Source organism: Methylosinus sp. C49 (assembly GCF_009936375.1).
GTDB lineage: Bacteria > Pseudomonadota > Alphaproteobacteria > Rhizobiales > Beijerinckiaceae > Methylosinus.
This window is the reverse complement of record NZ_AP022334.1, coordinates 236585-263145: the sequence shown is the minus strand read 5'-3', so window position 1 is coordinate 263145 and position 26561 is coordinate 236585. Positions and strand designations below refer to the sequence as shown.

Genomic DNA, 26561 nt, shown 5'->3' with positions numbered 1-26561 from the left:
AAAGGCCTTATTGGAGGCTTTTTCCACTCTGCGGCGGCGTTCTTCCGGCACGGGAGGACGTGGAAAAACTATGATGATAGGTTATGCGCGCGTATCGACTGACGAGCAGAAGCTCGATTTACAACTCAGAGCTTTGGAGGCTATGGGATGCAACATGATCCACACGGATCAAGGGCGATCCGGCCTCAGCTTCGACCGGGCCGGCCTCGATGCCGCGTTGCAGTCCCTCGCGCCAGGAGACACGCTCGTCGTCTGGCGTTTGGACCGCTTGGGCCGGTCATTATCCGGTCTCGTTGCGATGATGGATCAGCTCGGCAAGCGCGGGATCAACTTTCATTCGCTCACTGAGAACATCAACACCAACTCCTCTGGCGGCCGACTGATGTTCCACATGATGGCCGCGCTCGCCGAGTTCGAACGTTCGATCATCAGCGAGAGAACGCGGGCCGGATTGTCCGCCGCGCGCGCGCGCGGCCGAAAGCTCGGGCGGCCGCAATCGCTTACTTCCCTGCAAATTGCTTGGGCTCTTCAAGCCGCGCGAGACAGAGGGATGCATTCCCGCGACATTTGCGCCGAACTCGGCGTCTCGACGCGAACTCTACGTCGGTATCTGCACATTGCAGAGCCGAAAGAAGACGCATACGGAGACGATTCGTCCTGACGGATCGCGAGCGGCAATATCATATCTGGACGTCGAGTAATCACTGTCGGAGCTGTGATGGCGTGGGCGCTCCCGACGGCCTCGATGCGCCAGAGCGGAGGTATTGAATCTCACTCGAGGGAGTCGTCAATGACAAACGTTGTCACTATCGGATTGGAACTGGCCAAGAATGATTTTCGAGCTCGTGGCGCGGATGCCTCGAGCGCCGTTGCTTTCCGCACGAAGTTGCGGCGAACGCAGGTACTGGAATTCTTTGCCGCCCAATCGTCGTGGATCGTAGCTATGGAAGCTCGCTGAGGGCGCATTTCTGGGGGCGGGAGATGGGCAATTTCGGGCATTGCGTGTGGTTAACTCCGCCGGCCTAGCTCGCAGGCCTGCTTTTTTTGCCTTATGACAGAGACGCTTCGCATCAAGCGGCTGATGGGCCGCTAGTAAAGTGCGGCACGCATCCAGCTTGCGGCGTCGCTCATCGCGCATTTGCCGCTCCGCCTCGCGCAACGCATCGAAAAGATGGGCAGCGTTCACGATCTCGTAAGACGAGTCAACGCCAATCTTATGTGTCACAAGCTGCGTCATCGAAATGCACGTGTCGACATCAAAAAACGATCTGGATCCACACCGATGCGAGCCGTTGCTGCACATCTCGAGCCGACAGGCATGCCGAGAACCAGTGCATCCACCGAACATCCACATAATCTCCGCGAAATCTCGACAAGGAGGGTTTAGCGTAGCGTTGCTGAACAACGTCAGAGAAACACGTGCATGATCAAGATAATCTCTATCGTTCGCGCGATGGCGGCGATTCCCCTGATCGGCGGCATTTCACCAGCTGTTGCAAGCGCCGCTGTCTATTCCGCCGTGAACCTCAACGTGAGGGCGGGTCCCAGTTCGCGATTTCCAGCAGTAGGCATGCTGAGCGCAGGAATCCCCTTAACCGTTCACGGTTGCGTCGCCCGCTACATTTGGTGCGATGTGACAGCGTTAGGCCTTCGTGGCTGGGTATCGGGCGCATACATCGAGATCGTACGCGATGCGCGGCGAGTGCACTTGCCAGCATATTTGCATGAGGAAAACTGTCCGGTGGTGACCTTCCATATCGACAGTTACTGGGAGAATCATTACCGAGATTACCAGTTCTCCAACGAAGTCGATCGCTGGAGGGACAGGTGGGGCGGCGACCGCGTTCCAATCTGGCAAGACGATTGGAGCGCCTGGTCTGAAATCGGAGAAGACTGAGTGAAGCGGGATCCAGTGACCGTGTGGAGCTGGCGCCGCTCTCGGTCGCAGATTCGGTGGATCTGCTCGCTACGATTAGCCGCTCGAGACGCCAGAGTTGTTGGGCGCAACGTCAAATCTCATCGATAAGATTGGACACGTTCAGCGATCATCGTTCCGCTAGGAGAAATTGTCGTGGATGGGCGGATAATTCTAGCCGACTCGGACCGGCCCGGCGAAACGTTAGAAGCCGAAGTCATTTCGCGCGATGAAGCCGTTCTGACGCTGGCGGTGCCGAACACCAACGTCCAATTCAGACTGCTGCGCCGCGACCGAGACTGTGTGCGATACGAGGGATCACTCGGTGGGCGCAACTTTTACTTCGTTCCGCCTCGCCCTGAAGCGAGAAACGCCATCGTCCCGAAAAGGAGCAGATAGTACGGTGTCGCCGCATCGCGGCGCAGGTGACCGAAATCTATCGCAGAACGCGATCCGCTCCGCTTGCCGCGATGCTTCGAGGCGATCTCTGGCGGCGACGATAGGCTGGGTTACTGTCGGAGCACTCTGCGCTCAGGCCGCCGACCGCCCCGCGACCCATGACACGCCGACGCCGGCCTTCGGCTGGGCGGGCCTCCACATCGGACTCAACGCTGGCGTCGGGTTTCCCATCGCGAGCGGTGGGAAGCTGGAAGCGCTTGGGGGCTTTCCTGGTTCCGCTCTCTTCGACCTCACCGCGCCAAATCGTGACGTCCTAGGTCCCTCCCTCGGCGCTCAGGTCGGCTATGACTGGCAGGTTGGCCATTGGGTGTATGGCGTCGAGACCGAGCTCAATTCTCTCGGCGTGCGGAGCCCGTCGACCGGCCTCTTCGCGGCCCCGGCGAGCCTCGCTCCGGCGATCGTGGCCTACGACCTGACCTCGGGCGACGATGGCAATTATTTCGCGAGCGTTCGCGCCCGGCTCGGCTTCGCCGTCGATCGCTCTCTGTTCTATGCCACCGGCGGCGTCGCGACCGGCGGCGAACGCGGCGCATCATCGCTGTTTTTCTTCGGGCCGTCGCCCGGCGCACCGTTCTACGCGCCGCCGTCTCGATCCTCACGCATGAAATATGTCGTCGGCGCCGGAGTGGACTATGCGCTCTACACCCAATGGTCGGCGCGGCTCGAATATCTCTATCTGAATCAGGAGCTGCAAACGCGCGTCTATGGCGATGGAATCGCCGCCCAATACGGCGCGCGCCAACGGAGCGAGGCCCATGTCCTTCGCCTGGGGCTGAACTACCGATTCGGCGTGGCGCAGGACGCGCGCGGCGGGATCGGCGCGGACCAGAACGAGAATGACAAGAACGAAAATGACAAGGGCGAGTCGAACAAGAGCGAGAGCCTCAAGGACATCGGCGACCATCTCTATCTGACCGGCGACGGCGGTGCACCCGAAGCGGCCCCAGCGCAAAAGAACGAAGCCGCCAAGACCGCGAGCGGCAAACGCGAGGCGGGCGACGACAAGGGCAAGGTGCGCAAGGGAGCCACGAAGGAGGAGAAGAAGGATGACACGAAGAGCGACGAGTTGAAGAACGAGGAATCCAAGCCTGAACTCTACAGCGTTCACGGTCAGATTACCAATATCCTGCAAGGCTATCCGAAATTTCCGGCTTTCTACAAAGGGCAGAACAGCTTTCCGGCGAACGGCCAGGCTCGTTTCGGATCGACCGCCAATCTCTTCCTCGGCGTTCACCTGTGGGAGGGGGCCGCCGTCTATCTCAATCCCGAGATCGACGTCGGATATGGCCTCGCCAATTCGGTCGGCGCGGCGTCCTATGTGAACGGCGCAGTCGCCAAGGTCGGACGAGCCGCGCCCTATATGCGCTTCCAGCGCTATTTTCTGCGCCAGATCATCGGTCTCGGCGGCGGCACGGCGGACGACCCCGACACCGGCTCGTTCAGCGAGACCCTCGAATCGACGCAGAACCAGCTCGCCGGCAAGGTCGATCGCGATCGACTCACCCTCACGGTCGGCAAGTTCGCGGTCGGCGACGTGTTCGACGACAATGTCTACGCGCATGATCCAACCACCGGATTTCTGAACTTCGCATTCAACTCGATGGGCACTTTCGACTATGCCGCCGACGCGTGGGGCTACACGCACGGCGTTGCGCTCGAGTGGAAGCAGGATTGGTGGACGGCGCGCGGCGGCCTGTTCCAGCTCTCGAGCATTCCCAACAGCGCTTATATCGAGCCGGTGCTCGGACGCCAGTTCATGAGCGTCGGCGAATTCGAGATGCGCTACGACCTCGCCGAGCAGCTGGGCGTGCTGAAATTTCTGATCTATGGCGACAATGGCTATCTCAATAAGGTCGACGAGGTGGTTGATGTCTCTCTACTGACGGGCCAATTTCCGCCCGACATCACCAACAATGCGCTGCGCAAGCGTCGTGTGAAGCTCGGCGGCCACATCAACCTGCAGCAGCAGATCGCGCCCAATCTCGGTTTCTTCCTGCGCGCCGGCATTTCGAACGGGCGCTTTGAGACCGTCGACTACACCGACATCGATCGCCAAGTGTCATTCGGCCTGGTGACGGCGGGCAAACTGTGGGATCGTCCGAAGGACGAGATCGGCGCGGCAATGGCGTTCAGCGGCCTCGCGGGTTCGCGAGTGCGCTATTTCGCGTTCGGCGGAACGAGCGTCTACATCGGTGACGGCGCGCTCTCCTACGGAGGCGAGAAGGTCATCGAAGCCTATTACAAGCTCAATCTGATCGACGGCGTCGATTTGACCGTCGATTACCAGATTATCGGCAATCCCGGCCATAATCTCGATCGCGGCCCCGTCAATGTATTCGGACTGCGTATGCACGCACAGTTTTAATCCGCCGACTCCGCTTGTATGCGGCGGCGTAATAGTCGGCCAATGAGCGGCGCATGGTGCGTCCACGATGTTGTTGCACGAGCTTGCATCGTAGATATCAGCTTACGTAGACAACGATGATTTCGCGGTCGAAATGGCGGCCTTTGAAAAAATCCTCCATGCTCGGCATCGCCCTTTACCACCATCAATCCGGTTGCACCTCGTTCAGGCATTTATGTCCCGCTCAGGCGTTTGCACCAGAACCTTTCCGTCTGGGTCCTCCTTCGGCTCCGCAATTATGCAGATACCGACGTAGAGTTCGCGTCGAGACGCCGAGTTCGGCGCAAATGTCGCGGGAATGCATCCCTCTGTCTCGCGCGGCTTGAAGAGCCCAAGCAATTTGCAGGGAAGTAAGCGATTGCGGGCGCCCGAGCTTTCGGCCGCGCGCGCGCGCGGCGGACAATCCGGCCCGCGTTCTCTCGCTGATGATCGAACGTTCGAACTCGGCGAGCGCGGCCATCATGTGGAACATCAGTCGGCCGCCAGAGGAGTTGGTGTTGATGTTCTCAGTGAGCGAATGAAAGTTGATCCCGCGCTTGCCGAGCTGATCCATCATCGCAACGAGACCGGATAATGACCGGCCCAAGCGGTCCAAACGCCAGACGACGAGCGTGTCTCCTGGCGCGAGGGACTGCAACGCGGCATCGAGGCCGGCCCGGTCGAAGCTGAGGCCGGATCGCCCTTGATCCGTGTGGATCATGTTGCATCCCATAGCCTCCAAAGCTCTGAGTTGTAAATCGAGCTTCTGCTCGTCAGTCGATACGCGCGCATAACCTATCATCATAGTTTTTCCACGTCCTCCCGTGCCGGAAGAACGCCGCCGCAGAGTGGAAAAAGCCTCCAATAAGGCCTTTCCTCGTTTTGACGACGACCATGCCCTTGACAAAAACGGCCAGAATTCGCGCGCACGGGCCCCACGATCGAAAACATCGAAATCCTCCTGACGTGCCCCGAGGACATGTTCTCCGCTCGGCTCGATCGTATTACTGGACGTCAGGGCGCGCCTGCGAAGACGCGATGAACGCCGACGAACAGCAGGGGAACGAAGAAGATGGCGAGCGTCGTGGCCGCGATCATGCCGCCCATGACGCCGACGCCGATCGCGTTTTGCGCGGCCGAGCCGGCGCCTCCGGCGAAAGCGAGCGGCGCGACGCCCAGAATGAAGGCAAAGGACGTCATGACGATCGGGCGCAGCCGCTGGCTCGCCGCGAGCAGCGTCGCTTCGATCGCATCCATTCCCGCCTTTTGATGGTCGATCGCGAATTCGACGATCAGAATGGCGTTCTTGGCGACGAGCCCGATCGTCGTCAGTAGGCCGACCTTGAAATACACGTCGTTGGCCTGTCCGAACATCAGCGCCGCGCCGAGCGCGCCGAGCACGCCGATCGGCGCGCACAGCATGACGGCGAGTGGGATCGTCCAGCTTTCATAGAGCGCGGCAAGGCACAGGAAGACGACGAGGACGGAGATCGCATAAAGCGCAGTGGCCTGATTGCCCGAGAGCCTCTCCTGGCGCGATAGGCTGGTCCATTCATGGGAAAATCCGGGCGGCAGTCCGGCGATGAGACGGTCGATCTCCGTCATGGCGTCGCCAGAGCTGGCGCCGATAGCCGCCTCGCCCTGGATCTGGATGGCGGGCGATCCGTTGTAACGTTCTAGGCGCGGCGAGCCGAACGTCCAGCGGCCGGACGCGAAGGACGAGAAGGGCGCCATCTCGCCCGAAGCAGTTCGGACATGCCAGCGGTCGAGATCGTCGGGCTGCATTCGGAAATCGGCCGCCGATTGCAGATAGACCTTTTTGACGCGGCCGCGATCGATGAAGTCGTTCACATAGGCGCCGCCCCAGGCCGTCGACAGTGTGGCGTTGACGTCGGAAAGTCCGACGCCGAGGGCGCTCGCTTTATCCTGGTCGACCTCGATCGCAAATTGCGGCGTGTCGTCCTGGCCGTTCGGCCGCACGCCTTTCAGGAGCCTGCTCCGCGCCGCTGCGGCGAGCAGATGGTCACGCGCGGCCAAGAGCTTTTCGTGGCCGGCGCCCGTCATATCCTCGAGATAGAAATCGAAGCCGCTGCTCGTGCCCAATCCCTCGATCGCGGGCGGCGCCAGCACGAAGACCTGCGCGTCGCGAATGCCGGTGAGCGCTGCCGTCGCGCGCGCCGTCACCGCCGTCGCCGACAGGTCGGACGCCTTGCGTTCCGAAAAGTCGCGCAAGCCGACGAACGCCATGCCGACATTCTGGCCGAGGCCGCTGAAGGCGAAGCCCCTCACTGTCATAACGCCATCGACGGCCTTGCTCTCCTGATCGAGGAAATAGCGCGTCACCTGATCGAGCGCGCGTTCCGTGCGGTCGCTGGTCGCGCCGACAGGCAGCTGCACGCTGACCATCAGATAGCCCTGATCCTCCTGCGGCAGAAACGAGCTCGGCAAGCGCGTGAACAGCGCGGCGGCCGCGATCGTCATCACGGCGAGAGCGGCAAATCCACGTCTCGGGCGCCGCAAAACAGCGGCCGCGCCATCTCGATAGGCGTCGGCGCCGCGTTCCATGTTGCGATCGAACCAACGGAACAAGCCGGCCTTCTCGGCGCCCGGCCTCGGCGGACGAAGAATTGTGGCGCAGAGCGCCGGCGTCAGGATCAGGGCGACGCCGACCGACAGCGCCATGGCCGACACGATGGTGACCGAGAACTGGCGATAGATGACGCCGACCGAACCGCCGAAGAAGGCCATCGGCACGAAGACCGCGGACAAGACCGTCGTGATGCCGATGAGCGCGCCGGTGATCTCGCTCATGGATTTGACCGTGGCCTCGCGGGGCGACAGCCCTTCCTCATGCATGATGCGCTCGACATTCTCGACCACGACGATGGCGTCGTCGACCAGGAGCCCGATCGCCAGCACCATGGCGAACATTGTGAGCGTGTTGATCGAATATCCGGCGATGGCCAGAACGCCGAAGGTTCCGAGCAGCACCACCGGCACGGCGAGTGTCGGAATGAGCGTGGCGCGAATATTGTGCAGAAAGGCCAGCATGACGAGAAAGACGAGCGCGATCGCCTCGATCAGCGTGTGAGTCACCTGTTCGATCGAGATTTTGACGAAAGGCGTCGTGTCGTAGGGATAGACGACTTTCATTCCTTCGGGAAACGTCGGCGCGAGCCGCTCGATCGCCGCCTTTACCAATGCGGCCGTGCGGACCGCGTTCGCGCCGGTCGCCAGATTGATGGCGAGGCCGGTCGCCGGCGCGCCATTATAGGTCGAGGCGCTTACATAATCCTCGGCGCCCAGCTCGATGGTCGCGACGTCGCCGATGCGGACCAGCGAGCCGTCGGCCGCACTTTTCACAATGACGTTCCGGAACTGCTCCGGCGTCTGCAGGCGGCTCTGCGCGGTGACGGTGACGTTGAGCTGCTGCCCTCTGCGCGCCGGCAGACCGCCGAGCTGTCCCGCCGACACTTGCGCGTTCTGCGCCTGAATTGCGCTCGCGACATCGCTCGGGTTCAGCGCATATTTGGCGAGCCTGTCCGGATCGAGCCAAATGCGCATCGCATAGCCGGCGCCGAAGAGCTGCGTGGCGCCGACTCCTTCGACCCGTTTCAGCGTGTCGTTGAGCGCGCTCTTGACGTAATCCGACAGATCCGTGCCGGTCATCTTGCCGTCGGTCGAGACGAAACCGACGACCATCAGAAAGGCGTTCGACGATTTGGTGACGGTGAGGCCATTGGACTGAACCATGGTCGGCAGCAGCGCGGTGACGAGCTGCAGCTTGTTCTGCACCTGCATCTGCGCCACATCCGGATTGGCGGCGTTGGTGAAGGTGAGGGTGATGTCGGCCTGGCCGGTCGATGTCGACGTCGAGGTCATGTAGTCGAGATGGTCGAGGCCGGTCATGCCTTGCTCGATGATCTTGGTGACCGAATTCTCGACCGTCCGCGCATCGGCGCCGGGATAGGTGGCGGTGATCTGGATCGTCGGAGGCGCGATCTCCGGATATTGCGAGACCGGCAGGCCGATGAGCGCCAGCAGGCCGCCGAGCATGACGACGATCGCGATCACCGAGGCGAAGATCGGACGGGCGATAAAAAATGCGGAGATCACGCGCGTCAGCCTTTCGCCTGGATTTTCGCCGTCGTCGGCTCGCGCTCGCGCAGCTCGCCGGTGGCGTCGTCGATCACGATCTCGACGCCTGTCGCCTGCTGCCCGGCGCGCACGAGCTGCAGGCCTTCGACAACCACGCGGTCGCCGTCGCCGAGACCCGCCGTGACCAGCCAATTATTGCCGACCGTCTTGCCGACGGAGAGCACGCGCACCTCGATCTTGTCGTCCTTGCCGAGCACCAGCGCCGTCGCCTGCCCGCTGACGTTGCGGACGACCGCGCGCTGAGGGATGAGGAACGCGCCATGCGCGGCGCCTTCCTCGACGATCGCCCGGGCGTACATTCCCGGCAGAAGCAGTCGCGACGGATTGGGGAAAACCGCTCGCATTGTCGCGGTCCCGGTCGTCTGGCTCACTTTGGCCTCGGTGAATTCGAGCCGTCCGGTCATCGGATAGACCCAGCCATTTTCGAGCTTCAACTTCACATCGACTTTGCGCTCCGACGATCGGATGCGGCCCTCGTCGATGGCCCGTCTCAGCTCGAGCAAGGCGGCGCTCGATCGGGTAAGGTCGACATAGATCGGATCGAGCGTGCGGATGGTGGTGAGCGTGTCGGCCTGACTGGCCGTCACCAGCGCGCCTGGCGTAAGCGAGGATTTGTCGGCGCGGCCGCCGATCGGCGCCTTGATCGTCGTATAGTCGAGATTGATCTTCGCGCTGGCGACATTCGCCTGAGCGGTCGCCACATCGGCTCGCGCCTGAGCGAGCACGGCGACGGCCTCCTCGAGATCCTGTACGCTGACGGCGTTCTTTTTGATCAGCCCCTGATAGCGCTCGACCTTGGCTCGAGCGCTGGGCACGGCGGCCTCGGCCTTTTGCAACGCGGCGACGGCGCTGTCGTGCGCGGCTCGATAGGGGGCGGGCTCGATCTGATAGAGCGGCGCGCCCTCCGCGACCTCACCGCCTTCCTGGAACAGCCGCTTCTGAATGATCCCCGCGACCTGCGGCCGCACTTCCGCCACCAGCGAAGCGACGATGCGACCGGGCAGCTCGGAGGAGATGGCGACATTTCGAGGATGCACGGTGACCACTCCCACCTCCGGCCGAACGGGCGACGCCTTGCTTCGGTCGCTCGACATGAAGTCGCATCCGGCGAGCGCGACGGCGGCGGTGAAGGCGGCGATCGTCGGGCGAAAATTCATGGGCGCGCTTTCGAGAACGTGGCTGGATCGCCTCGGCTGGCGCCGGGGCTAAAGATGTCTGTCTTCGATCGTGACCTACGCCGTCATTGTGCGTAGATCGTCCAGATTCGATGGAGATTTGGTGGAGGCCACTTAGCCTGAGCGGGCAAATGATTGCTGCTGTGTGTATGTTTCGTTACTGAGAGTTGATGCTGATCCTTCACGGCGGACGCAGCCTGGGAAGCATATTCGTTTGTCTGGAGGCGTGGTGCAGAAAACGATACAAACGATGTGGCGGCGCGTCAGCGTGATCGCGGCAAATGATTCGCCATTGCAGGCGGGAGTATTCTTCCTATCGTCGTTGCGGGATACACGCGCATCGGCGATATGGTTGACGTTTCTGAAGTCTATCGAAGAAAAATATCCTTTTGGCGCCGCTCCAACGCAATTGATCAAGAAGCCATTCTTCAACTACGTCATTTATCATCTCTCACTCTCTCAGCGTGCGGCGATCTTAATGGACCACTATCGCCTACTTGACGACACTATTCCGTCTTTGATCGCCGTTTCTTGGGGTATATGTAGCGTAGATATCGGTCTACTGCGCGGCAAGAACGGCGAAATTTATCGGCTGTCGCTGCGCCCCGCGGAGTATTGCCACAAAGAGGGGGAACTGAGTTTCGTATTGAGCGACGCGGCGGACGGTCTCGAATTCGCGAAACTGACCTTTGTGCTCGGCAAGGAAGATGATGGAGCGCCCTGCGTTCTGATCGGAGGATTGCAAGGACCATCGTCGCATTGCGGCCCGGATACCAAAGTGAGAATCGTGAAAGCGACGCGGGCTCTCTGGGGGCTGCGTCCCAAAATGGCTGTCTTCCTGGCAATGGCGAGCTTCGCCCGAGCCATAGGAGCGCAGCGAATCCACGCCGTATCGAATGACACTCATTCGATCAATGCCGACGCCTGGTGGCAACGCCGGCGGATGCGTGCCGATTACGACGCGTTTTGGCTCGAACGCGGCGGACTACCCGCACGCGAGGGCTTCGTCATACCCGTGAGATTAGCGGCGAAATCGCAGAGCAAGCGACGTGAAGAGCAGCGGGCGCATATCGACGAGTTAGTGGGTCGACTTTTCATGGAAAAACTATGCCTGGATATCGACATTCGTGACACCCCCTCGATGCCGGCAGATAGAAACTTTCAGGTTATCGGTCAAATATCACCGCAGGCCCATTTCTTTGCGGGATCTTCAGGAGCATTTTTAACAGTCGGAAATTCAACCATATGTCGACGCGGGTGACCAAAGTCATTCCGCGGGACGACATTGTCCGATCTGCGATGACCGATGTAAGCCCAAACAGCAAGCCGCCGAGAGCTCGACAATGAACGAACTCGTTCTCATCGCCGACGACGAACCGGAAATCACCGCGATTCTGGAAGCCTATTTGGCGAGGGAAGGATTCCGAACCGTAAGTGCAGCAGATGGTCGGATTGCTCTCGATCAACATGCCATATTGAAACCTGACCTCGTCCTTCTGGATGTGAACATGCCGAATGTCGACGGCTGGGAGATGCTGACGGAATTGCGGCGTCGCGGCGACACGCCGGTCATCGTGATCACCGCGCTCGATGAGGACATCGAACGGCTTCAGGGGCTGCGTCTCGGCGCAGACGATTATGTGGTGAAGCCGTTCAATCCGGCGGAAATCGTCGCGCGCGCCAAAGCAGTTCTGCGGCGAACCAATGCGCGCGCCGACAGCCCCGTCCTGCGCATCGGCAAGCTCGAGATTGACCTGGAAGCCTATCTCGTCACGTTGCGATGTGGCGATACGGCGACATCGCTGACTCTGACGTTGACAGAATTCCGGCTCCTCGCGCATATGGCGAAATCGCCCTCGCGGACGTTCAGTCGCGGCGAGCTGGTCGACGCCTGCCTGCCCGGCGCCGACGCGCTCGAGCGGACCGTCGACAGTCATGTGAGCAATCTGCGCCGTAAGCTCGACGGGGCCGGTGCGACCGGCCTGATGCAGGTCGTGCGCGGCGTCGGCTATCGGCTGGCGGCGCCATGAGCCGCCATCGCTTGAGCCGACAGATCACGCTGTCTATGAGCGCTGTCGTCGCCGTCGCGGTGATGATCGTTTTCGTCGGCTCCTTCACCTTCTACGGCATCTATCTGACCTACTACCCGCCGCCGCCCGGTCCCCTGCCACTTCTTCCCGAGGCGCCGGACTTCGTGCTGATCGCGGTCCTGCTGCTCGTTGCTCTCATCGTCGCGATCTTCGCCGCGCTTCGCTTGACGAAGCGGATTCTCGTTCCTCTAAATTCGCTCGCCGAAGGCGCGCGCAGGATCGCCGCCGGCGATCTCACGGCGCGGGCCTCGCCTGGCGACAGATCGCTGGGTGAAACGGCTCGACTGGTGGACGACTTCAATGCGATGGCGCAACGTCTCGAGGACAGCGTCGCGGCGATGACCTCCTGGAACGCGGCGATCGCGCATGAGCTCAGGGCGCCATTGACGATCCTACGGGGGCGGCTGCACGGACTCGCCGACGGCGTGTTCGCTCCGAGCGACGAATTGTTCCGAAATCTCCTGTCGCAAGTGGAAGGCTTGTCGCGTCTCGTCGACGATTTGCGCATCGTCACTCTGTCGGAGAGCCGTCGGCTGGAGATGCGTTTCGAGCCGACCGATCTCGAGCAGGAGATTCGACAGGCCGTCGACGCCATGCGACCCGCTCTCGTAGAGGCCGGCTTCACGATCGCGCTCGATACCCGCCGAATCGTCCTGGCCTGTGACGGCGTTCGATTGCGGCAGGCGCTGCTCGCGCTTCTCGAGAATGCAAAGCGCTATGCGACGCCGGGGCTCTTGCGCGTTTCGACGCGAGCGGAGGAGGACGAACTCGTGATTGCCGTCGAGGATCAGGGGCCGGGCCTCGCGCCCGACTTCGCGTCCCATGCGTTCGACACATTCAGCCGGGCGGAAGCCTCACGCTCGCGTCGACATGGTGGCGCGGGTCTCGGCCTCTCCGTGGTGCGCGCCATAGCAGAGGCGCATCACGGCCGCGCGCAATACAGAGGCTCCGCCGCCGGCGGCGCGATCTTCGAGATCGTTCTGCCGCTCGCCCGAGCGCGCGATCGCATCGGCGGCGACGCGCCGGCCGAATGACGGCGCCGCCACGACGCTGATCGAACGACCATGGACAATCGAATGACCGCCACACCTGCAATGGACCGGCCCGATAACGATTACGAGAAAGTCGCTGCAACGCATGTGTCTCTGCGCCGCGTTCTCGAGCTGTTCAGGCCTTACCGCGCCAAGATCGCAATTGTCGCCTCCCTGATGCTCCTCGGCGCGGGCGCGGGCATGTCGTCGCCTTTTCTCTTGCGCGCAATCATCGACGAGGCTCTGCCCCGTTCCGATCTGCATCAGCTCGTCGCGCTGGTGGTCGGCCTGCTGTTCGTCGCTGTCCTGTCGACCAGCCTCAGCACAGCGCAGGTGATATTGTCGGTCGGGATCGGGCAAGCGATCATGCATGATCTGCGAGTGAGGGTCTATTCGCACCTTCAATCCTTGTCTCTCGGTTTCTTCACGGCGACGCGCGCGGGAGAAATTCAGTCGCGCATCGCCAGCGACATATCCGGGTTGCAATCGCTCGTGACCACCAGTGCGAACGAGCTGGCGCGCTCCTCGGCCACGGTGATCATGACCGCAGCAGCGATCCTGCTGCTCGAATGGCGATTGGCTCTCTTCGTCTTTCTGATCGTTCCCGGAACGGTGGCGATCAGCAATCGGGTCGCGCGAATGCGCGAAAAGCTGCTTTTCGAGCAGCAGGAGCGCATTGCCGACATGTCGTCGGCCATACAGGAGACGCTTTCGATCTCCGGCGTGATCCTCGCCAGAACGATGAACCGCGGCGAGCATCTGTCGCATCGCTTCTCGAGCCTTTCCGGAGAGGTGGCGAAGCTCGAAGCTCGCGCGCATACGGCGGGCGAATGGCAATGGGCGCTCATCAACCTCGCACTCTCGGTGCTTCCGGCGCTGACGCTGCTGGTCGGCGGACTGCTGATAGAGGCCGACACGCCGATCACAATCGGCACGCTCGTCGCCATGATCGCGCTGCAGGAGCAATTGTTGTGGCCGCTCGAGCAGCTTTTGGAAATCGCGCGGGAGATGCGAACGACCCGCGCGCTCTTCGCGCGGATCTTCGCTTATCTCGACAAGCCGGTCGAGATTGCGCAACGCGCCGACACGGTCGCGCTCGACCGGGCGCAGATGCGCGGAGCGGTCCGAGTGGAGAACGTTTCCTTTTCCTATCCTGGCGCCGCGACTCCCGCACTGCGTGACATCTCCATCGACATTCCGGCCGGCAACCATGTGGCCATCGTCGGCGAGACCGGCTCGGGCAAGACGACCCTCGGCTACCTCCTCGCCCGACTCTATGACGCGGGCACGGGCGTCATCTCCCTCGACGGCGTCGATATTCGCGCGCTTCGCTTCGAGACGCTCGCCGACATGCTCGGCGTCGTGACGCAGGAGCCTTATCTGCTCCATGCGACCGTCGCAGAGAATCTGCGCTTCGGCTGTCTGGAGGCGTCCGACGATCAGCTCGCGAGGGCCGCGCGCATCGCCCAGATCCACGAGACGATCATGGCCTTGCCCGACCGCTACGAGACGTTGGTCGGGGAGCGAGGCTATCGCTTTTCGGGCGGCGAGAAGCAAAGGCTGGCGCTCGCGCGCGTCATTCTCCGCGATCCGCCGATCCTGCTGCTCGACGAAGCGACCAGCGCCCTCGACGCCAAGACGGAACACGCCATGGCGTCCGCCCTCGCGACACTGTCGCAGGGGCGCACGACCATCGCGATCGCCCACCGCCTCTCGACGGTGCGGCAGGCCGATCAAATCATCGTTTTGCAGAAGGGCCGGATCGTCGAGCGCGGCACGCATGACGAGCTCGTTTCTCAAGGACGAGCCTATTCGGAACTGGTGATGCGGTCGCGTCTCGATCGGCAGAATGCATGACGCCTATGCAGAGCCTTTCCTTCTCATGCAGATCGCGCACGGAATTCCAGCCGTCATCCCACTCTTCCGATCATGCAACAACTCTAGCTTGAGATCTGTATATCGACGAAGCATCTTCCAGTCTCGATGGCCGGTGACCAACGCCACTTGCTCGATCGAAGAGGCGGCTTGAGCCTTCATGCCGCAAATCACGAAAAAGTCGGTCAGACCCTAAGGCACGACACGTGCGACGAAACGCAGTCCCTACCGAACGACTGTTGTAGGGAGAAATTCGCCACTCGCTGCTTTTCGATGCTTCCTTCTGCTCATGAAATGCCGCTTGACCGCGACGACTTTCACAGCGGCGGCGAGGAGAATCGTCGCCCGCGTCGAGACGGAGCTTCGAGCTGCGTGAAGTTCGGCAAAGGTTCGGTTCGCGTAGATATTCGAAACCGCTGGATCGAAGCAGTCGGTCGAGGCGCTGGCGCATCCAGAGACGCCGGCCGAGCGCGAGGCTTGAGCTGGTTTTAAAGCATAACAATTCCATACTTGACGGCATGCACAACTTATATCGTTGTTATATATACAAATCGCTACTGCAACTGTTTCAATGTAAGCGTCGACGAGATTGACCTTCGGCGCCGTAGTTACTACTCTAAATATAGTCCCGCAATTCCACTTCGGTGTGGATAGGGGGAATCAGGAGAGGGTTAATTTCCTGAGTTGAGTAGAGGTTAGATGGCTATTCGCCGCGCGGCGTCAGAGATGCTTCCACGGCTCTCCAGAATACCCCTTCCTCATACTTTCCTTCGGCATGTGCGGCAGAGGCCAATTTGCCAGCGCATTGACAGGCATTCAGTCCGTGGGAGGCTTGTAACTCGTGAGATATGCGGGAGACCTCGACATAGTCAGGTCGAGCAATTGGCTCCCAGAGGCCGCGAAATGGGAAGTCCGGAGGCACCAGCCTCCATCTTTCAGCATTTTCGATATCGAGAAACCAGCGGCCATCGTAAATGCCACCCTTGCCATATTCCTTGTCGACGGGAAGTTCTCTGAGATTACCGGCGGCGGCCTGTTCTTCGATAAACCCCACAAAGCGATCATATTCGCCGGGGGACATGAAGCCGTGGATCGGGTCGTATCTCATGCTGCCAGCGCCTGTTCGAGGATGAGCAGCGCACCGAATCCAGGCCGCCGCGATGCTCGCGCCCAGCCAAGGTAATTCGGCAGATACTTCGTCGAGACGCCCCGGAAGTGCCGGTTGATGAGTGTCTTGAGACGCTCGTGGTGGCCGTTCACCCTCCCGAGGCCCAGTCGCCCCGGACGACGGGGCTTCCCGCCCACAGCCTTGGCCAGCCAATCCTTGCGCGGCTTCGTCGCAGAGGTCGTCATATGCGCAGCTACGCCCAGACCCCCTGTTATTCGGCGTGCAAGTTTGCCCCCCATACGAGGGGAACCGGCGTCGAGAATTGCCCCCCCCCCTCTGGTGAAGCCCAGACAGTCTACCCGTTTTGGTTGAAACGGCGGGCGGTGGGGGATGTTGATTGTGGAGACGATCGGACGAATCCGTCGCGAGCATTTTGTCAAGGGCAAGACGATCAAGGAGATTGATCCACCACCGCGTCTTGGTCCTCGAGGGCACCCGCGCCGGCAGCGGCCGTCGTGAGGAGAATGCCGTGGGGTCGCGACACGCGCCCCGCAGACTAGCGAAGGGCGCTTGCAGGCGCTCGAATGAAACCGAGGCGGGAAGACCTAATCCCATTTTAATTCCGTTTGAATCAAGACAGTTATCAATTTATCTCGAATTTAGCTTGAGTGATAGGATATGCTTTTTTCTCTTTCACTGACGGGATCGAAACGCGTAGCCGCTGCGGCCGAAAGCAAGCCTCGGAACAGTTCCGGAGGCGGGCTTTCGGCTCGCAGATCGATGAAATGGGCTGTTTTTCGGGCCTTTTTCCTGCTCACCACTATGTCGCGGCGGCGAACTTCGGCCATTGGATGCGTTTTCAAACGAACATAAAACCGTGTTCGCTGACCTGGCTGGGATGGGGCCGCACGGCCGCCAGCCAGCGGGCAGAGTTTGAACGCATCCGACGACCTCCCCTCCCCTCCCCTCCCCTCCCCTGCCGACGCCGCAGATCTCCGCGTTCAGAACACGTTCTGCCAACGCCTTCTTCAGCTCGTCGAACAGGCTGTCTTTAAAAAAATTCCTTCGGATCGCGTCCCGGGAGCAACCTGTCCAGTGACTGCCGCGCACAGTAGCTTCCCGACATTCCCCTAAAATCGGTCCCGCGAGGCCCCACAAGACTCATGTGCCTTCAGGGCAAAACGGACCTCTTTTGCCTCTCTTCACCGCCCGTGGCCGACGGTTCGGGAAGATGCGCCCTCCACGTTACCAACGCGGCCTGTCCGGCGTCTGAGAGCGCATAGACTCCGCGCTCGACCCGGATGAACCAGCCGTAGACGTTGCGAAGCAAAATCTTCGGCGCGTCCGGAATGGCCTCCTTCAGATCGCGTGCGCGGGCCGGCGCGTGCGCCATTGCCCCGGCGCATTGCAGCGCCTGCTGTCGATAGGCCGTCATGATGGGCCGTCGCGTGCCGCCCCCAGTCGCCGGATCTCCCCTGCGCCGCTGGTGCTCATCGAGGATCCGAGAGCGGCGCTTTGCGTTGTGCCTCGGCCGCCAGGCAACCGGCTCGACCAAGACCTCCACCCTACCGGAAGTGAACACGCTGAGCAGCCCGAAGCCGAGCATTCGACAGAGCCGCTTCACGCGGGGGTCGGACTCGCGTCCGCGTCCGCGCGCCGATGCGCGGACGGCGAGCCAAACCTCGTCGCAAGCCGTGGATCGATCCACGGCTTGGAGAACAAGATCGAGCGTGAAACTCAGCTTCAACTCGCAGATCACGAGCGCGATCGGCGCGCCGCGATCCACCGCCACGACGTCGCAGCCGCATATCTCTCCTTTCGCCTCGAACCCCAACCCTTCGAGGAAGCGCTTGACCGGGAGATAAAGGCTCGTCTCCAACCTTCGACCTCGATGCGCGCCGCGAGCCTGTGCTCGACGACGAATCGGTAATCCGTGAGCATAATAGCCGCGCCCGTTTTTTGCGGCACGAAGGGAGCCGAGTTGGCGCAGTTGCTTGACGCTATCATATGTCATATATTGATAGCATCACTATCACCCGAAACAGAAACGCCATCATGCCTGCTGTCACCATCCGCAACCTCTCCGAAGAGACCCATCGCGCGCTGAAGGTCCGTGCGGCGCAGCACGGACGCAGCACGGAAGCGGAGATACGCGACATCCTGGAGAACGCTGTGCGCCCGGCCAATCGTCTCCGCCTTGGAAGCGGGCTGGCGGAAATGAGCCGGAAGATCGGCCTGACCAACGCCGACGTCGAAGCCCTCGAACAGGCCCGCGAGCAGAAGCCGGCAGAGCCGCTGCGCTTCGAATGATCCTGCTCGACACCAATGTCGTCTCCGAGGCGATGAAGCCCGAACCGGACCCGGCGGTCCGCCGCTGGCTCGATGAGCAGGCGGCGGAAACGCTCTATCTCTCGAGCGTCACGATCGCTGAGCTGATGTTCGGCGTCGGCGCGCTTCCCAAGGGCAAGCGCAAGGACAGGTTGACCGCCGCGCTCGAAGGCGTGCTGGAGCTGTTCGCGGACCGCATCCTCCCGTTCGAGACGAACGCGGCGCGCCGCTATTCCGATCTGGCGGTGAAGGCGCGCGCTGCCGGAAAGGGGTTCCCCACACCGGATGGCTATATCGCCGCCATTGCCGCATCGCATGGTTTCGTCGTTGCATCCCGCGACCGCAGCGCATTCACTGCCGCCGGTCTAACCGTGCTCGACCCCTGGAGCGCCGGGGCCTGAACTGGCGGTTTGCAAGGGCGTGAACGTCGCGTGGTAAATCGGGCGCTTGCTTAAGCGGAGCGATCCCCGTGCTGTCGCTGACAACATCGATGTCACGAAGCTGCCCGGGATCACCTTTCATATTGCCCATCTGCCGCCCGGGCTGGGCCTCGTCCCGATGGTCCCGCGCGGCGGACATCTCGCCCGTCTGCCAGCCTCGCCGGGGTGCCACTCGGTCCGACCGCGATCTCGGATGTTCGGGCGCGAGATGCGACGACGACCACGAAGACCAGGCCCAGGTCGGCCCCCATACGGCCGACGAACGATTTGAGCGCCGCGACCCCGCCCGCCGATGCGCCCAGCGCGCAGATCGGCGCCTGACGAAGATGCGTCTGGCTCTCACCGGTGCCATTACGCTACGCCTCGCTCCTGCGAAGCCTTCGTCCCTCGGTCGAAAGTCGATCGTATTCGGATTTTCGGTGCGCTCCGGGTTGCTGAGGCTAGCTTGTGCCCGTCGTGCGCCGAACGCAGCAGGTTTGGGAAACCGGTCGGTTCGGTCCCCTCTTCGTGAATTGGAAGGCGTCACAGTTGTCATCGTCCGCAGCGCCCAGGCGACCTGAAATTGGCCGCAGTGCTCGGCGACGAAAAAGAGGTTGCTGTTCTTGACCGAGATCAGTGACGGTGCCCGGTCGAAATCGACGGCGAGCTTGGCCATCACCGGACCGGCGCCTCGTTCTGCTCGGCGGGCAGGAGCCACGTGGCTGCGAGCAAGGTGTCGGTGTCGAGCGTCTTCAGAACCTGCGCGCGCTACGGGCACCGCCCTCCATTCGAAGGCTGGGCCGTTGCCGTTGGCGGCGCCGTCCCGTGACGGAGGTTCGGGCGCTGTGAATTCGTCAGACACTACCTCCGGATCGGACGCAACGCGGGAGGTATCCTCGGGACAGAAGTCCCGCTGATGATCGGCGATAAATGCAAGTTCTCAGCTGAGAACTCTTTCTGTGCTAGCAAGGCGTGCTCGGGACCTCGCGGGGTGCGACACACCTGCAATGTAAAGCGGCGGCCGGAAGAACTTAAGGTTCTCAGCTGAGAACACTGGAGCCATCACGCCTCCACAGGCTATCCAAAGGCACCCTCTCCTCGTCGACGGGGTTGCTGGCACTGATCACGACCTAGAGGGGTGCGAAACGCATCCTTAGCGCAGTCGAACGCGGGGACCCCGTGGATCAAGCGGCCCGCATGGCTCGACACGTTGCTTCGGGCCACGAAGGCCGCGTGGTCGAGGCGTTCCAGCAGGCCGCGATCAGCCCCTTAACGCCCCCTTCGCAGTGCGATCTGCAATCGCGCCGACTACGGGCCACGGCGCAACTCTTAGCACCGGGCTGTAGGGTTTAGCTCAGGCGTGCGAGCCGAAGCCATTCGACTTCATTTAAGTGGCACAGTGGGGGCCGCGATCGTCGAAACACGGCCGGTCGACTATGCAGCCCCACGCTAGGCCGCAGTTCTTCTTAACCCGATTGGTCGCCAACCCACGGACCGGAATAATTCCGCACGGTCGATCGGGCGCGAAGCACACCAAGAGGAGCCCCAAGCGAGCATCTTCAGCCGTGTCTTCGCCGCGGTTGTCGGACCGCAACTTGGTTCAAGCCGTCTATCTCAGTGAAAGGATGATCGCCGATGCCGGGCCGCAGTCGTTAATGCGTGTTAACTCTAAATCGCTTGACCGACTCAGCCAAACGAGAGAGCTTACGCTTAATACGAAAAATAACGGCATTGAGCGTAGATGACAGAACAAGCACAAATCGACCCCAGTCATCGCACCGGAAAGAAGGTGCGCTCGCTGACTCGCTTGATCGAGTCGGATGCCGCCCTGCTGAGCGCGCAGCTGAAGGAACTCCGCACGAGGGCATTCCCCCCCGCGGCACAGAAGGAGCTACGCAAGTTCACGTCAGGGGAAGCGGCTAAACTGGTTGGCGTCACAGACGCGTACATTCGGCAGCTGTCCCTCGCAGGCGACGTTCCCGAAACCGAAAAGAATGCTCGCGGTCGACGCCTCTTCACGCTCGAACAAATACACGAGGTGCGTCGGACGCTCGCGCGCTCAAAGCCAAATTACCTCCCGGGAAGGCGCACCGGCGACCACCTCCAGGTGATAGCCATCACAAACTTCAAGGGCGGATCTGGGAAGACAACGACGGCCGCACATGTTTCGCAGTATTTTGCAATGCGCGGTTTCCGCACCCTTGCGATAGACCTGGACCCCCAGGCATCGTTGTCGGCGTTGTTCGGGCTACAGCCGGAATTCGACCTAGAAGAAAACGACACCCTATACGGCGCGATTCGCTACGACGACCAACAACGTCCTATGAGCGACGTCATCCGCTCGACCTATTTCGCCGGTCTCGACATTGTCCCCGGCAATCTTGAACTACAAGAGTTTGAGCACGATACACCGCGCGTACTCGCGGAGGGTCGTAGAAGCTCGGACCGAATGTTCTTTTCCCGCATAGCGACGGCGCTGGCCTCAGTAGAAGATCGATATGACATCGTCGTCCTCGATTGCCCGCCATCACTCGGTTTCCTGACGCTCTCTGCGCTCTGCGCAGCCAGGAGCGTTCTTGTTACCATTCATCCTCAAATGTTGGACGTCGCATCGATGTCCCAATTCCTACACATGACATCCAGCCTTCTCGATGTCGTTGAGCAGGCCGGCGGGGATGCCGACTACGATTTCTTCCGGTACGCAATCACCCGATATGAGCCATCCGACGGTCCACAGGGCCAGATTGTCGGTCTCATGCGGAGCCTATTCGGAGAGCGTGTACTTACGACCCCGATCCTCAAGTCAACTGCGATCGCAGATGCTGGCCTGACTAAGCAGACCCTCTACGAGATCGGGCGCGAGAACTTTACTCGTAGCACCTATGACCGTGCGATCGAGGCGCTGGACACGGTCCATGCAGAAATCGAGACCCTTATTCTCGAGGCCTGGGGGAGGGCGGCATGAATAAGCGTCGCGACCAGCTCAGGGCAATGATGGCACCGATCACTGCGCCGCCCGCCCAGAGCGAAGATCGGCACACCCGTACGCCCGTGGCATCGGGTTCGCTCAAGGCGATGGGGCTGTCGCTGAAAAGCCTGTCGGATGATGCGGAAGAAGCCCAAGCACTTAGGGCTCAGCTCGCATCGGGCGCGCACGTTGTCGAGCTAGACCCGCACCTCGTCGATCCCTCATTCATTCGCGATCGCCTTGATGATGTCGAAGGGGAAGATTTCGAGGCGTTTAAGGCAGGCATCTCGGAAGCCGGGCAACAGGTTCCGATTCTAGTTCGTCCTCGCACGGATGCGCCTGGACGCTATCAAGCCGCATACGGGCATCGACGGGTCGCGGCGCTTCGGTCACTTGGCCGCTCAGTCAGAGCAATCGTGCGAGAACTCAGCGATGAGGAACTCATCGTTGCACAAGGAAAAGAAAACACAGATCGCAAGGACCTATCATTCATCGAGCGAGCGCTCTTTGCAGCTCGTCTTGAAGAACGAGGATTCACGCGAGCGGCGTTGATGTCGGCGCTCTCTGTGCAAAAGGGAAACTTGTCGACGATGATATCGCTCGCAAGAGACCTGCCGGAAGAACTCATCGTCGCGATTGGCGCAGCCCCGAAGATAGGTCGGCCGCGATGGGAGCAGCTGGCATCGCTGGCCAATCAAGGCGATGCAAAATGGCGGGACATCATCTCGGACCCGACTTTCCCAGCAGTACCGAGCGATACTCGGTTCGAGCGCGTCCTGAACGCCCTAATTCGCCGTCCGGAGAAACCGCCGACGTACGTCGTCAAGGCCTCCGACGGGAAACAGGTCGCGCGCGTTGAGCGTGGCAAAGATCAGACCCGACTGACCATCGACAACCGGCTCGATCCGGATTTCGGAGCTTACCTTGTCGATCAGCTGCCAGAAATCTATGCGGCGTTCAAGCGCCGTGAAGACGCGTGAACCGCGTACCCTGAACTCGAGAAAGGAACCGTAGCGGCAAAAGAAAAAGGCCCCCGAAACGCCCGTCCCGGAAGCCCTTCTCTGTCTTTAGCAAACTGAGAATCCCACTTCCGCGAATCGCTGTCAAGAGTCGGCGCCGTTTCGGCGAGCGGATTTCTTTTGCCTAAACGAGGCAAAGGATCATGCAGACACGTCCAACGACGCCCTTCGGGCGGCGGCCGTTGTCGCTCGCCATGGTGGCGAGCCAGACCGCGACCGAGAATTTCGCCGCAAAGTCGGGCGCATCCGAAACCGTCGTCCACAAATGGCGGTTATTTCGCGCGCTCACAGAAGCCAAAGAGCCGCTCGGCGTCACCGAGCGCGCGCTATCCGTATTGCACGCGCTGCTGAGCTTTCACCAGGAGACGGCGCTCTCATTGCCAGGGAATGACTCGCGCTGCGAGGACGGGGCTGGAGCCGGCGGCGGCATCGTCGTGTTTCCCTCGAACAAGGAACTCTCGATCCGCGCTCATGGCATGGCGCCGGCGACGCTGCGCCGGCATCTCGCCTGTCTGGTCGACGCCGGACTCATCATTCGCCGCGATTCTCCGAACGGCAAGCGCTTCGCCCGGAAAGGGCAGGGCGGAGCAATAGAGGACGCTTTCGGCTTCGACCTCGCGCCGCTCGTCGCGCGTTCGAGCGAAATCGAGAACCTCGCCGAGGAGGTGCGGGCCGAGAACCGTGCGATCGCGCTGCTGCGCGAAAAGATCACGCTCACGCGGCGGGACATCGTCAAGATGATCGAGACCGGATTGGAGGAGGGCGTTTCGGGCGACTGGGACGACGCGCATCAGCGCTATGCGACGCTTTCGGGGCGCTATGGGCGTGGGCTTTCCCGCGCCGATCTGGAGGCTTTGGCCGGTGAATTGGCCGAGTTGGCGGCCGGGATCCACAAGTCGCTGGAAACGCATATAAAAGCTCAAAATATGAGCGGCAATGAGTCTCAAACTGAGCGTCACATACAGAATCAAACCACAAACTTTTCTGATCTTGAACCTAGCCTTCAAGAAGGCAGGGCCGATCCATCCGAGCCAAATCTCGAACAGGCCAGGGATCCGATCGTTCGAGCGCCGGAAGTATCCTCGCAACGCTCTCAGACTGTCGATCCCAAGCCCGCGCTTCGAGCCTATCCGCTCGGTATGGTGCTGGAGGCCTGTCCAGACATCGTCGATTACGGCCCAAGTGGCGAAATTTCCTCATGGCGAGACTTGGCTGCAGCCGCGGCGACGGTGCGCTCGGCGCTCGGCGTTTCGCCAGACGCCTGGTCGAGGGCCTTGGACGTCTTGGGCGAGCATGACGCCGCGATCGTCATCGCCGCGATCCTGCAACGCGGCGATGAGATCAAGAGCGCCGGCGGCTATCTTCGCGTCCTGACCGAAAAGGCGAGGGCAGGGGAATTCTCGCTCGGGCCGGTGTTGATGGCCCTGCTGCGCGGCAAGGCTGCGAAGGCGGCGCGCGAGCGCAAGAAAACAGGGTGACGCGGGGATGGATGATCGGACCGAGCCTCGGCAGTCCGCTCGCTCACAGCGTTTCGGTGTCGAGCAATCGGAGCTTTTCGGCGCGGTCGAGCAGGCTTTTGACGGAGGAGGGCGCCCAGCGCGTTCCGCCGCGGGGCGTGCGCTCATACATGGCCTCGAGCTGCGCGCCGATTTGCACGAGCGTCAGATCCGGGTTGGCCCGTTTGATCCCGGCGACGAGCGTGACGAGGCGCTCGCTGCTGATTTTTCGGCTGGCGGCTTGATGAAGGAGGCGGGGCTCGATCAAGCCCTCGGCGACGAAGCATTTGACCGCGCGCTTCAGGCGCTCGACGGTCCATTGGGGCAGGGGAGCGCCGTTGGCGCGATCACGCTTGGCGTTGAGCACGCGCACGACATCCTGCCAGCGGTGATCCGGGCGCATTTGCCGGACGACCGGTAGCCAATGCTCGGCCGTTCGGTTGACGCGCTCGAAATAATTCGCCGCCTTGGCGTCGACGATGCGCTGGATGGCGTCGCGGTCGCCGGCGCGCAGTTTTGGATTCCCGCCGATGCGGCCGCGCTTTTTGGCGGCGCGCAGGCCGTCCTTGGTGCGCTCCCGGATCAAAGCGCGCTCCAATTCCGCCACGGCGCCGAGAACCTGCAGGGCGAACCGGCCCTGCGGCGTCGTCGTGTCGATGGGATCGGCGAGCGACTTGAAATGCGCGCCCTTGGCGTCGAGCTCGGCGATCACGGTGAGGAGATGCGACAGCGAGCGGGCCAGACGGTCGAGCCGCGCGACGACCAGCACGTCGCCGCGGCGCACCCGCGCCAGCGCCCTGGCCAGCTCCGGCCGCGAGGCTTTCGCCCCGGACATGTGCTCGCGAAAAATCTCGACGCAGCCGGCGGCCTTCAGCACATCGGTCTGCGCGTCCGTGACCTGATCCTCGGTCGAGACGCGGGCGTAGCCGATCAGCTGGCCCTTGACGTTCGAATCCGTCATCGGGAGACGACGTCCGATCCGCCGCGGTCGGAGAGAAGCGTCAGCAGGGACGGGTTCGTGTAAATTTTCTCTCTGCCTGCTTCAATCTCCTGAAGAAGCCCGAGGGTCACGAGGGCTTTCAGATAAACGGAAGCGGATTGGCGCTTGGCCACGCCCGCGGCGACCAGGTCAGCTATTCGGCAATAGGGATTGACAAATATGATCTCAGCCAATTCGCGAGAATAGATCTTCGGCAAGTCGCGCCGAATACGTTCGGCAGTCCCGTCGAGCAGACTACGGATCGCCCAGATTTTGGCGGTCGACCATGTCGCGGTTTCGCGTATGGCGGCGAGCATGAACAAAATCCACGGCTCCCACGCGTCATTCGTCGTGACGGCGAGCAGGCCATCGTAGTAGGACTTCTTATTATCAATGATGTAGCGGCTTAAATAGAGGACTGGGATGTCGAGCAATCCCTGTTCGACGAGGAACAGGAGATTGAGAACTCGGCCAGTGCGACCGTTGCCGTCTGTGAACGGATGGATCGCTTCGAACTGGTAATGCAAGATGGCGAGCCGGATCAGTGGATCGACGCCGTCATCCGCGTGGATGTAGCGCTCCCAATTGGCGAGTTTGTCGCGCAGAAGTTCGGCTCCTTCGGGGGGAGTGTAGACCACTCGGCCGGTCGCCTCGTTCAGCAGCGCCGTGCCCGGGGTGGCGCGGATATCGAGGTCCACTCCTTTAATGGTTCGACATATCTCGATGGCGCTCCTCGTCGAAAGCGGGCGATCCTTCAGCCTTTCGAAGCCCTGATAAAGCGCTGTGCGATAGCGGAGCGCCTCCTTGGTCGCCGCGTCGACGCCGGTTTCCGGCCGGTTGGCGAAACGGAAGAGCCGGTCCGCGGTCGTGACGATGTTTTCGATCTCGGAGCTTGCTTGCGCTTCGAGGAGCGGAATCGAATTGATCAGAACCGACGGGTTGGGGATTAGCTGCCCAGAGATCTTGAGCTCCGCGAGCGCCGCCCGGGCCCCGACGCAGGCCTTGAGAACGGCCTTGGTCTCGACGTCCTGGAGCGGCGGCAGGGCCGGAAGGTCATTGTAAGGGCGCGCAGGGTCGAACATGTCGATGAAGCCTCAGTCAATCGACAGATTGTCCTAGACATGTCGATGAGATCGACAAATGCCGAAAACGTGTCGA

20 protein-coding genes and 2 pseudogenes are annotated in these 26561 nt (G+C 61.5%); 12 read left to right on the top strand and 10 right to left on the bottom strand.

Features of this window, described 5'->3' with window-relative positions:
• The first annotated feature begins 70 nt into the window (after window positions 1-70).
• Window positions 71-661, top strand: coding sequence for a recombinase family protein (locus GYH34_RS20700; protein WP_161915442.1), 591 nt, complete (start codon window positions 71-73; stop codon window positions 659-661).
• 126 nt (window positions 662-787) lie between these two features.
• On the opposite strand, the gene GYH34_RS20695 is transcribed toward GYH34_RS20700, so the two are convergent.
• Entirely contained in the window at window positions 788-1237 is a 450-nt protein-coding gene (locus GYH34_RS20695; RefSeq protein ID WP_142864800.1) for a hypothetical protein, read from the bottom strand.
• 186 nt (window positions 1238-1423) lie between these two features.
• Between GYH34_RS20695 and GYH34_RS20690 the strand changes: the two genes are divergently transcribed.
• Both GYH34_RS20690 and GYH34_RS20685 read left to right on the top strand, forming a co-directional pair.
• Window positions 1424-1897 carry an SH3 domain-containing protein gene (locus GYH34_RS20690; RefSeq protein WP_142864799.1) on the top strand — a complete coding sequence of 158 codons (474 nt, stop codon included), beginning with the start codon at window positions 1424-1426 and terminating at the stop codon, window positions 1895-1897.
• A 319-nt stretch (window positions 1898-2216) separates the two neighbouring features.
• On the top strand, window positions 2217-4739 hold the full coding sequence (locus GYH34_RS20685) for a carbohydrate porin (RefSeq protein ID WP_348983927.1): 2523 nt from the start codon (window positions 2217-2219) through the stop codon (window positions 4737-4739).
• Window positions 4740-4962: 223 nt separating this feature from the next.
• Here the strand turns inward: GYH34_RS20685 and GYH34_RS20680 are convergent, their stop codons facing one another.
• The 3 genes from GYH34_RS20680 to GYH34_RS20670 all read right to left on the bottom strand — a co-directional run bounded on the left by GYH34_RS20680 (window position 4963) and on the right by GYH34_RS20670 (window position 10072).
• Window positions 4963-5562 carry a recombinase family protein gene (locus GYH34_RS20680; RefSeq protein ID WP_161915441.1) on the bottom strand — a complete coding sequence of 200 codons (600 nt, stop codon included), beginning with the start codon at window positions 5560-5562 and terminating at the stop codon, window positions 4963-4965.
• A gap of 209 nt (window positions 5563-5771) precedes the next feature.
• Window positions 5772-8870, bottom strand: coding sequence for an efflux RND transporter permease subunit (locus GYH34_RS20675; RefSeq protein WP_142862470.1), 3099 nt, complete (start codon window positions 8868-8870; stop codon window positions 5772-5774).
• Window positions 8871-8878: 8 nt separating this feature from the next.
• Window positions 8879-10072, bottom strand: a complete 1194-nt coding sequence (locus GYH34_RS20670; RefSeq protein WP_142862448.1) for an efflux RND transporter periplasmic adaptor subunit — start codon at window positions 10070-10072, stop codon at window positions 8879-8881.
• 247 nt (window positions 10073-10319) lie between these two features.
• On the opposite strand from GYH34_RS20670, the gene GYH34_RS20665 reads away from it, so the two are divergent.
• The 4 genes from GYH34_RS20665 (at window position 10320) to GYH34_RS20650 (ending at window position 15068) form a co-directional block, all read left to right on the top strand.
• The gene (locus tag GYH34_RS20665; RefSeq protein WP_161915440.1) at window positions 10320-11351 is read left to right on the top strand and encodes a DUF535 family protein; all 1032 of its coding nucleotides are present in this window, start codon (window positions 10320-10322) and stop codon (window positions 11349-11351) included.
• Between the two features lie 82 nt (window positions 11352-11433).
• Complete coding sequence (locus tag GYH34_RS20660) at window positions 11434-12120, top strand: response regulator (protein WP_161915439.1); 687 nt, start codon at window positions 11434-11436, stop codon at window positions 12118-12120.
• Window positions 12117-13214 carry an ATP-binding protein gene (locus GYH34_RS20655; protein WP_142862451.1) on the top strand — a complete coding sequence of 366 codons (1098 nt, stop codon included), beginning with the start codon at window positions 12117-12119 and terminating at the stop codon, window positions 13212-13214. Before GYH34_RS20660 ends, GYH34_RS20655 begins: the two co-directional genes overlap by 4 nt.
• A 42-nt stretch (window positions 13215-13256) precedes the next feature.
• The gene (locus GYH34_RS20650; RefSeq protein ID WP_244635430.1) at window positions 13257-15068 is read left to right on the top strand and encodes an ABC transporter ATP-binding protein; all 1812 of its coding nucleotides are present in this window, start codon (window positions 13257-13259) and stop codon (window positions 15066-15068) included.
• 3 nt (window positions 15069-15071) lie between these two features.
• Here the strand turns inward: GYH34_RS20650 and GYH34_RS22100 are convergent.
• The 4 genes and pseudogenes from GYH34_RS22100 to GYH34_RS20640 form a co-directional block, all read right to left on the bottom strand.
• Window positions 15072-15348: pseudogene (locus GYH34_RS22100) on the bottom strand (hypothetical protein); the annotation flags it as partial.
• Window positions 15349-15789: 441 nt separating this feature from the next.
• On the bottom strand, window positions 15790-16194 hold the full coding sequence (locus GYH34_RS20645) for a hypothetical protein (RefSeq protein ID WP_161915438.1): 405 nt from the start codon (window positions 16192-16194) through the stop codon (window positions 15790-15792).
• Window positions 16191-16346, bottom strand: a pseudogene (locus GYH34_RS22095) (IS1595 family transposase); the annotation flags it as partial. The pseudogene GYH34_RS22095 and the gene GYH34_RS20645, both read right to left, overlap by 4 nt.
• Window positions 16347-17365: 1019 nt before the next feature.
• Complete coding sequence (locus GYH34_RS20640; RefSeq protein ID WP_161915437.1) at window positions 17366-18073, bottom strand: DUF2161 family putative PD-(D/E)XK-type phosphodiesterase; 708 nt, start codon at window positions 18071-18073, stop codon at window positions 17366-17368.
• Window positions 18074-18249: 176 nt separating this feature from the next.
• On the opposite strand from GYH34_RS20640, the gene GYH34_RS20635 reads away from it, so the two are divergent.
• From GYH34_RS20635 to repC, 5 genes are all read left to right on the top strand, one after another.
• Window positions 18250-18504 (top strand): plasmid stabilization protein, encoded by a 255-nt coding sequence (locus tag GYH34_RS20635; protein WP_161915436.1) that lies wholly within the window; start codon window positions 18250-18252, stop codon window positions 18502-18504.
• Window positions 18501-18923, top strand: a complete 423-nt coding sequence (locus GYH34_RS20630) for a type II toxin-antitoxin system VapC family toxin (RefSeq protein WP_161915435.1) — start codon at window positions 18501-18503, stop codon at window positions 18921-18923. The genes GYH34_RS20635 and GYH34_RS20630 overlap by 4 nt, the downstream gene beginning before the upstream one ends.
• 1759 nt (window positions 18924-20682) lie before the next feature.
• Window positions 20683-21906, top strand: coding sequence for a plasmid partitioning protein RepA (gene repA / locus GYH34_RS20625; protein WP_161915434.1), 1224 nt, complete (start codon window positions 20683-20685; stop codon window positions 21904-21906).
• Entirely contained in the window at window positions 21903-22889 is a 987-nt protein-coding gene (gene repB, locus GYH34_RS20620) for a plasmid partitioning protein RepB (RefSeq protein WP_161915433.1), read from the top strand. Before repA ends, repB begins: the two co-directional genes overlap by 4 nt.
• Before the next feature lie 182 nt (window positions 22890-23071).
• Window positions 23072-24406 carry a plasmid replication protein RepC gene (gene repC / locus GYH34_RS20615; protein ID WP_161915432.1) on the top strand — a complete coding sequence of 445 codons (1335 nt, stop codon included), beginning with the start codon at window positions 23072-23074 and terminating at the stop codon, window positions 24404-24406.
• Between the two features lie 43 nt (window positions 24407-24449).
• Here the strand turns inward: repC and GYH34_RS20610 are convergent, their stop codons facing one another.
• Together GYH34_RS20610 and GYH34_RS20605 are read right to left on the bottom strand one after the other, a co-directional pair.
• Window positions 24450-25385, bottom strand: a complete 936-nt coding sequence (locus GYH34_RS20610; RefSeq protein ID WP_161915431.1) for a recombinase family protein — start codon at window positions 25383-25385, stop codon at window positions 24450-24452.
• Window positions 25382-26485 carry a Fic family protein gene (locus GYH34_RS20605; RefSeq protein WP_161915430.1) on the bottom strand — a complete coding sequence of 368 codons (1104 nt, stop codon included), beginning with the start codon at window positions 26483-26485 and terminating at the stop codon, window positions 25382-25384. The genes GYH34_RS20610 and GYH34_RS20605 overlap by 4 nt, the downstream gene beginning before the upstream one ends.
• Window positions 26486-26561: the final 76 nt, after the last annotated feature.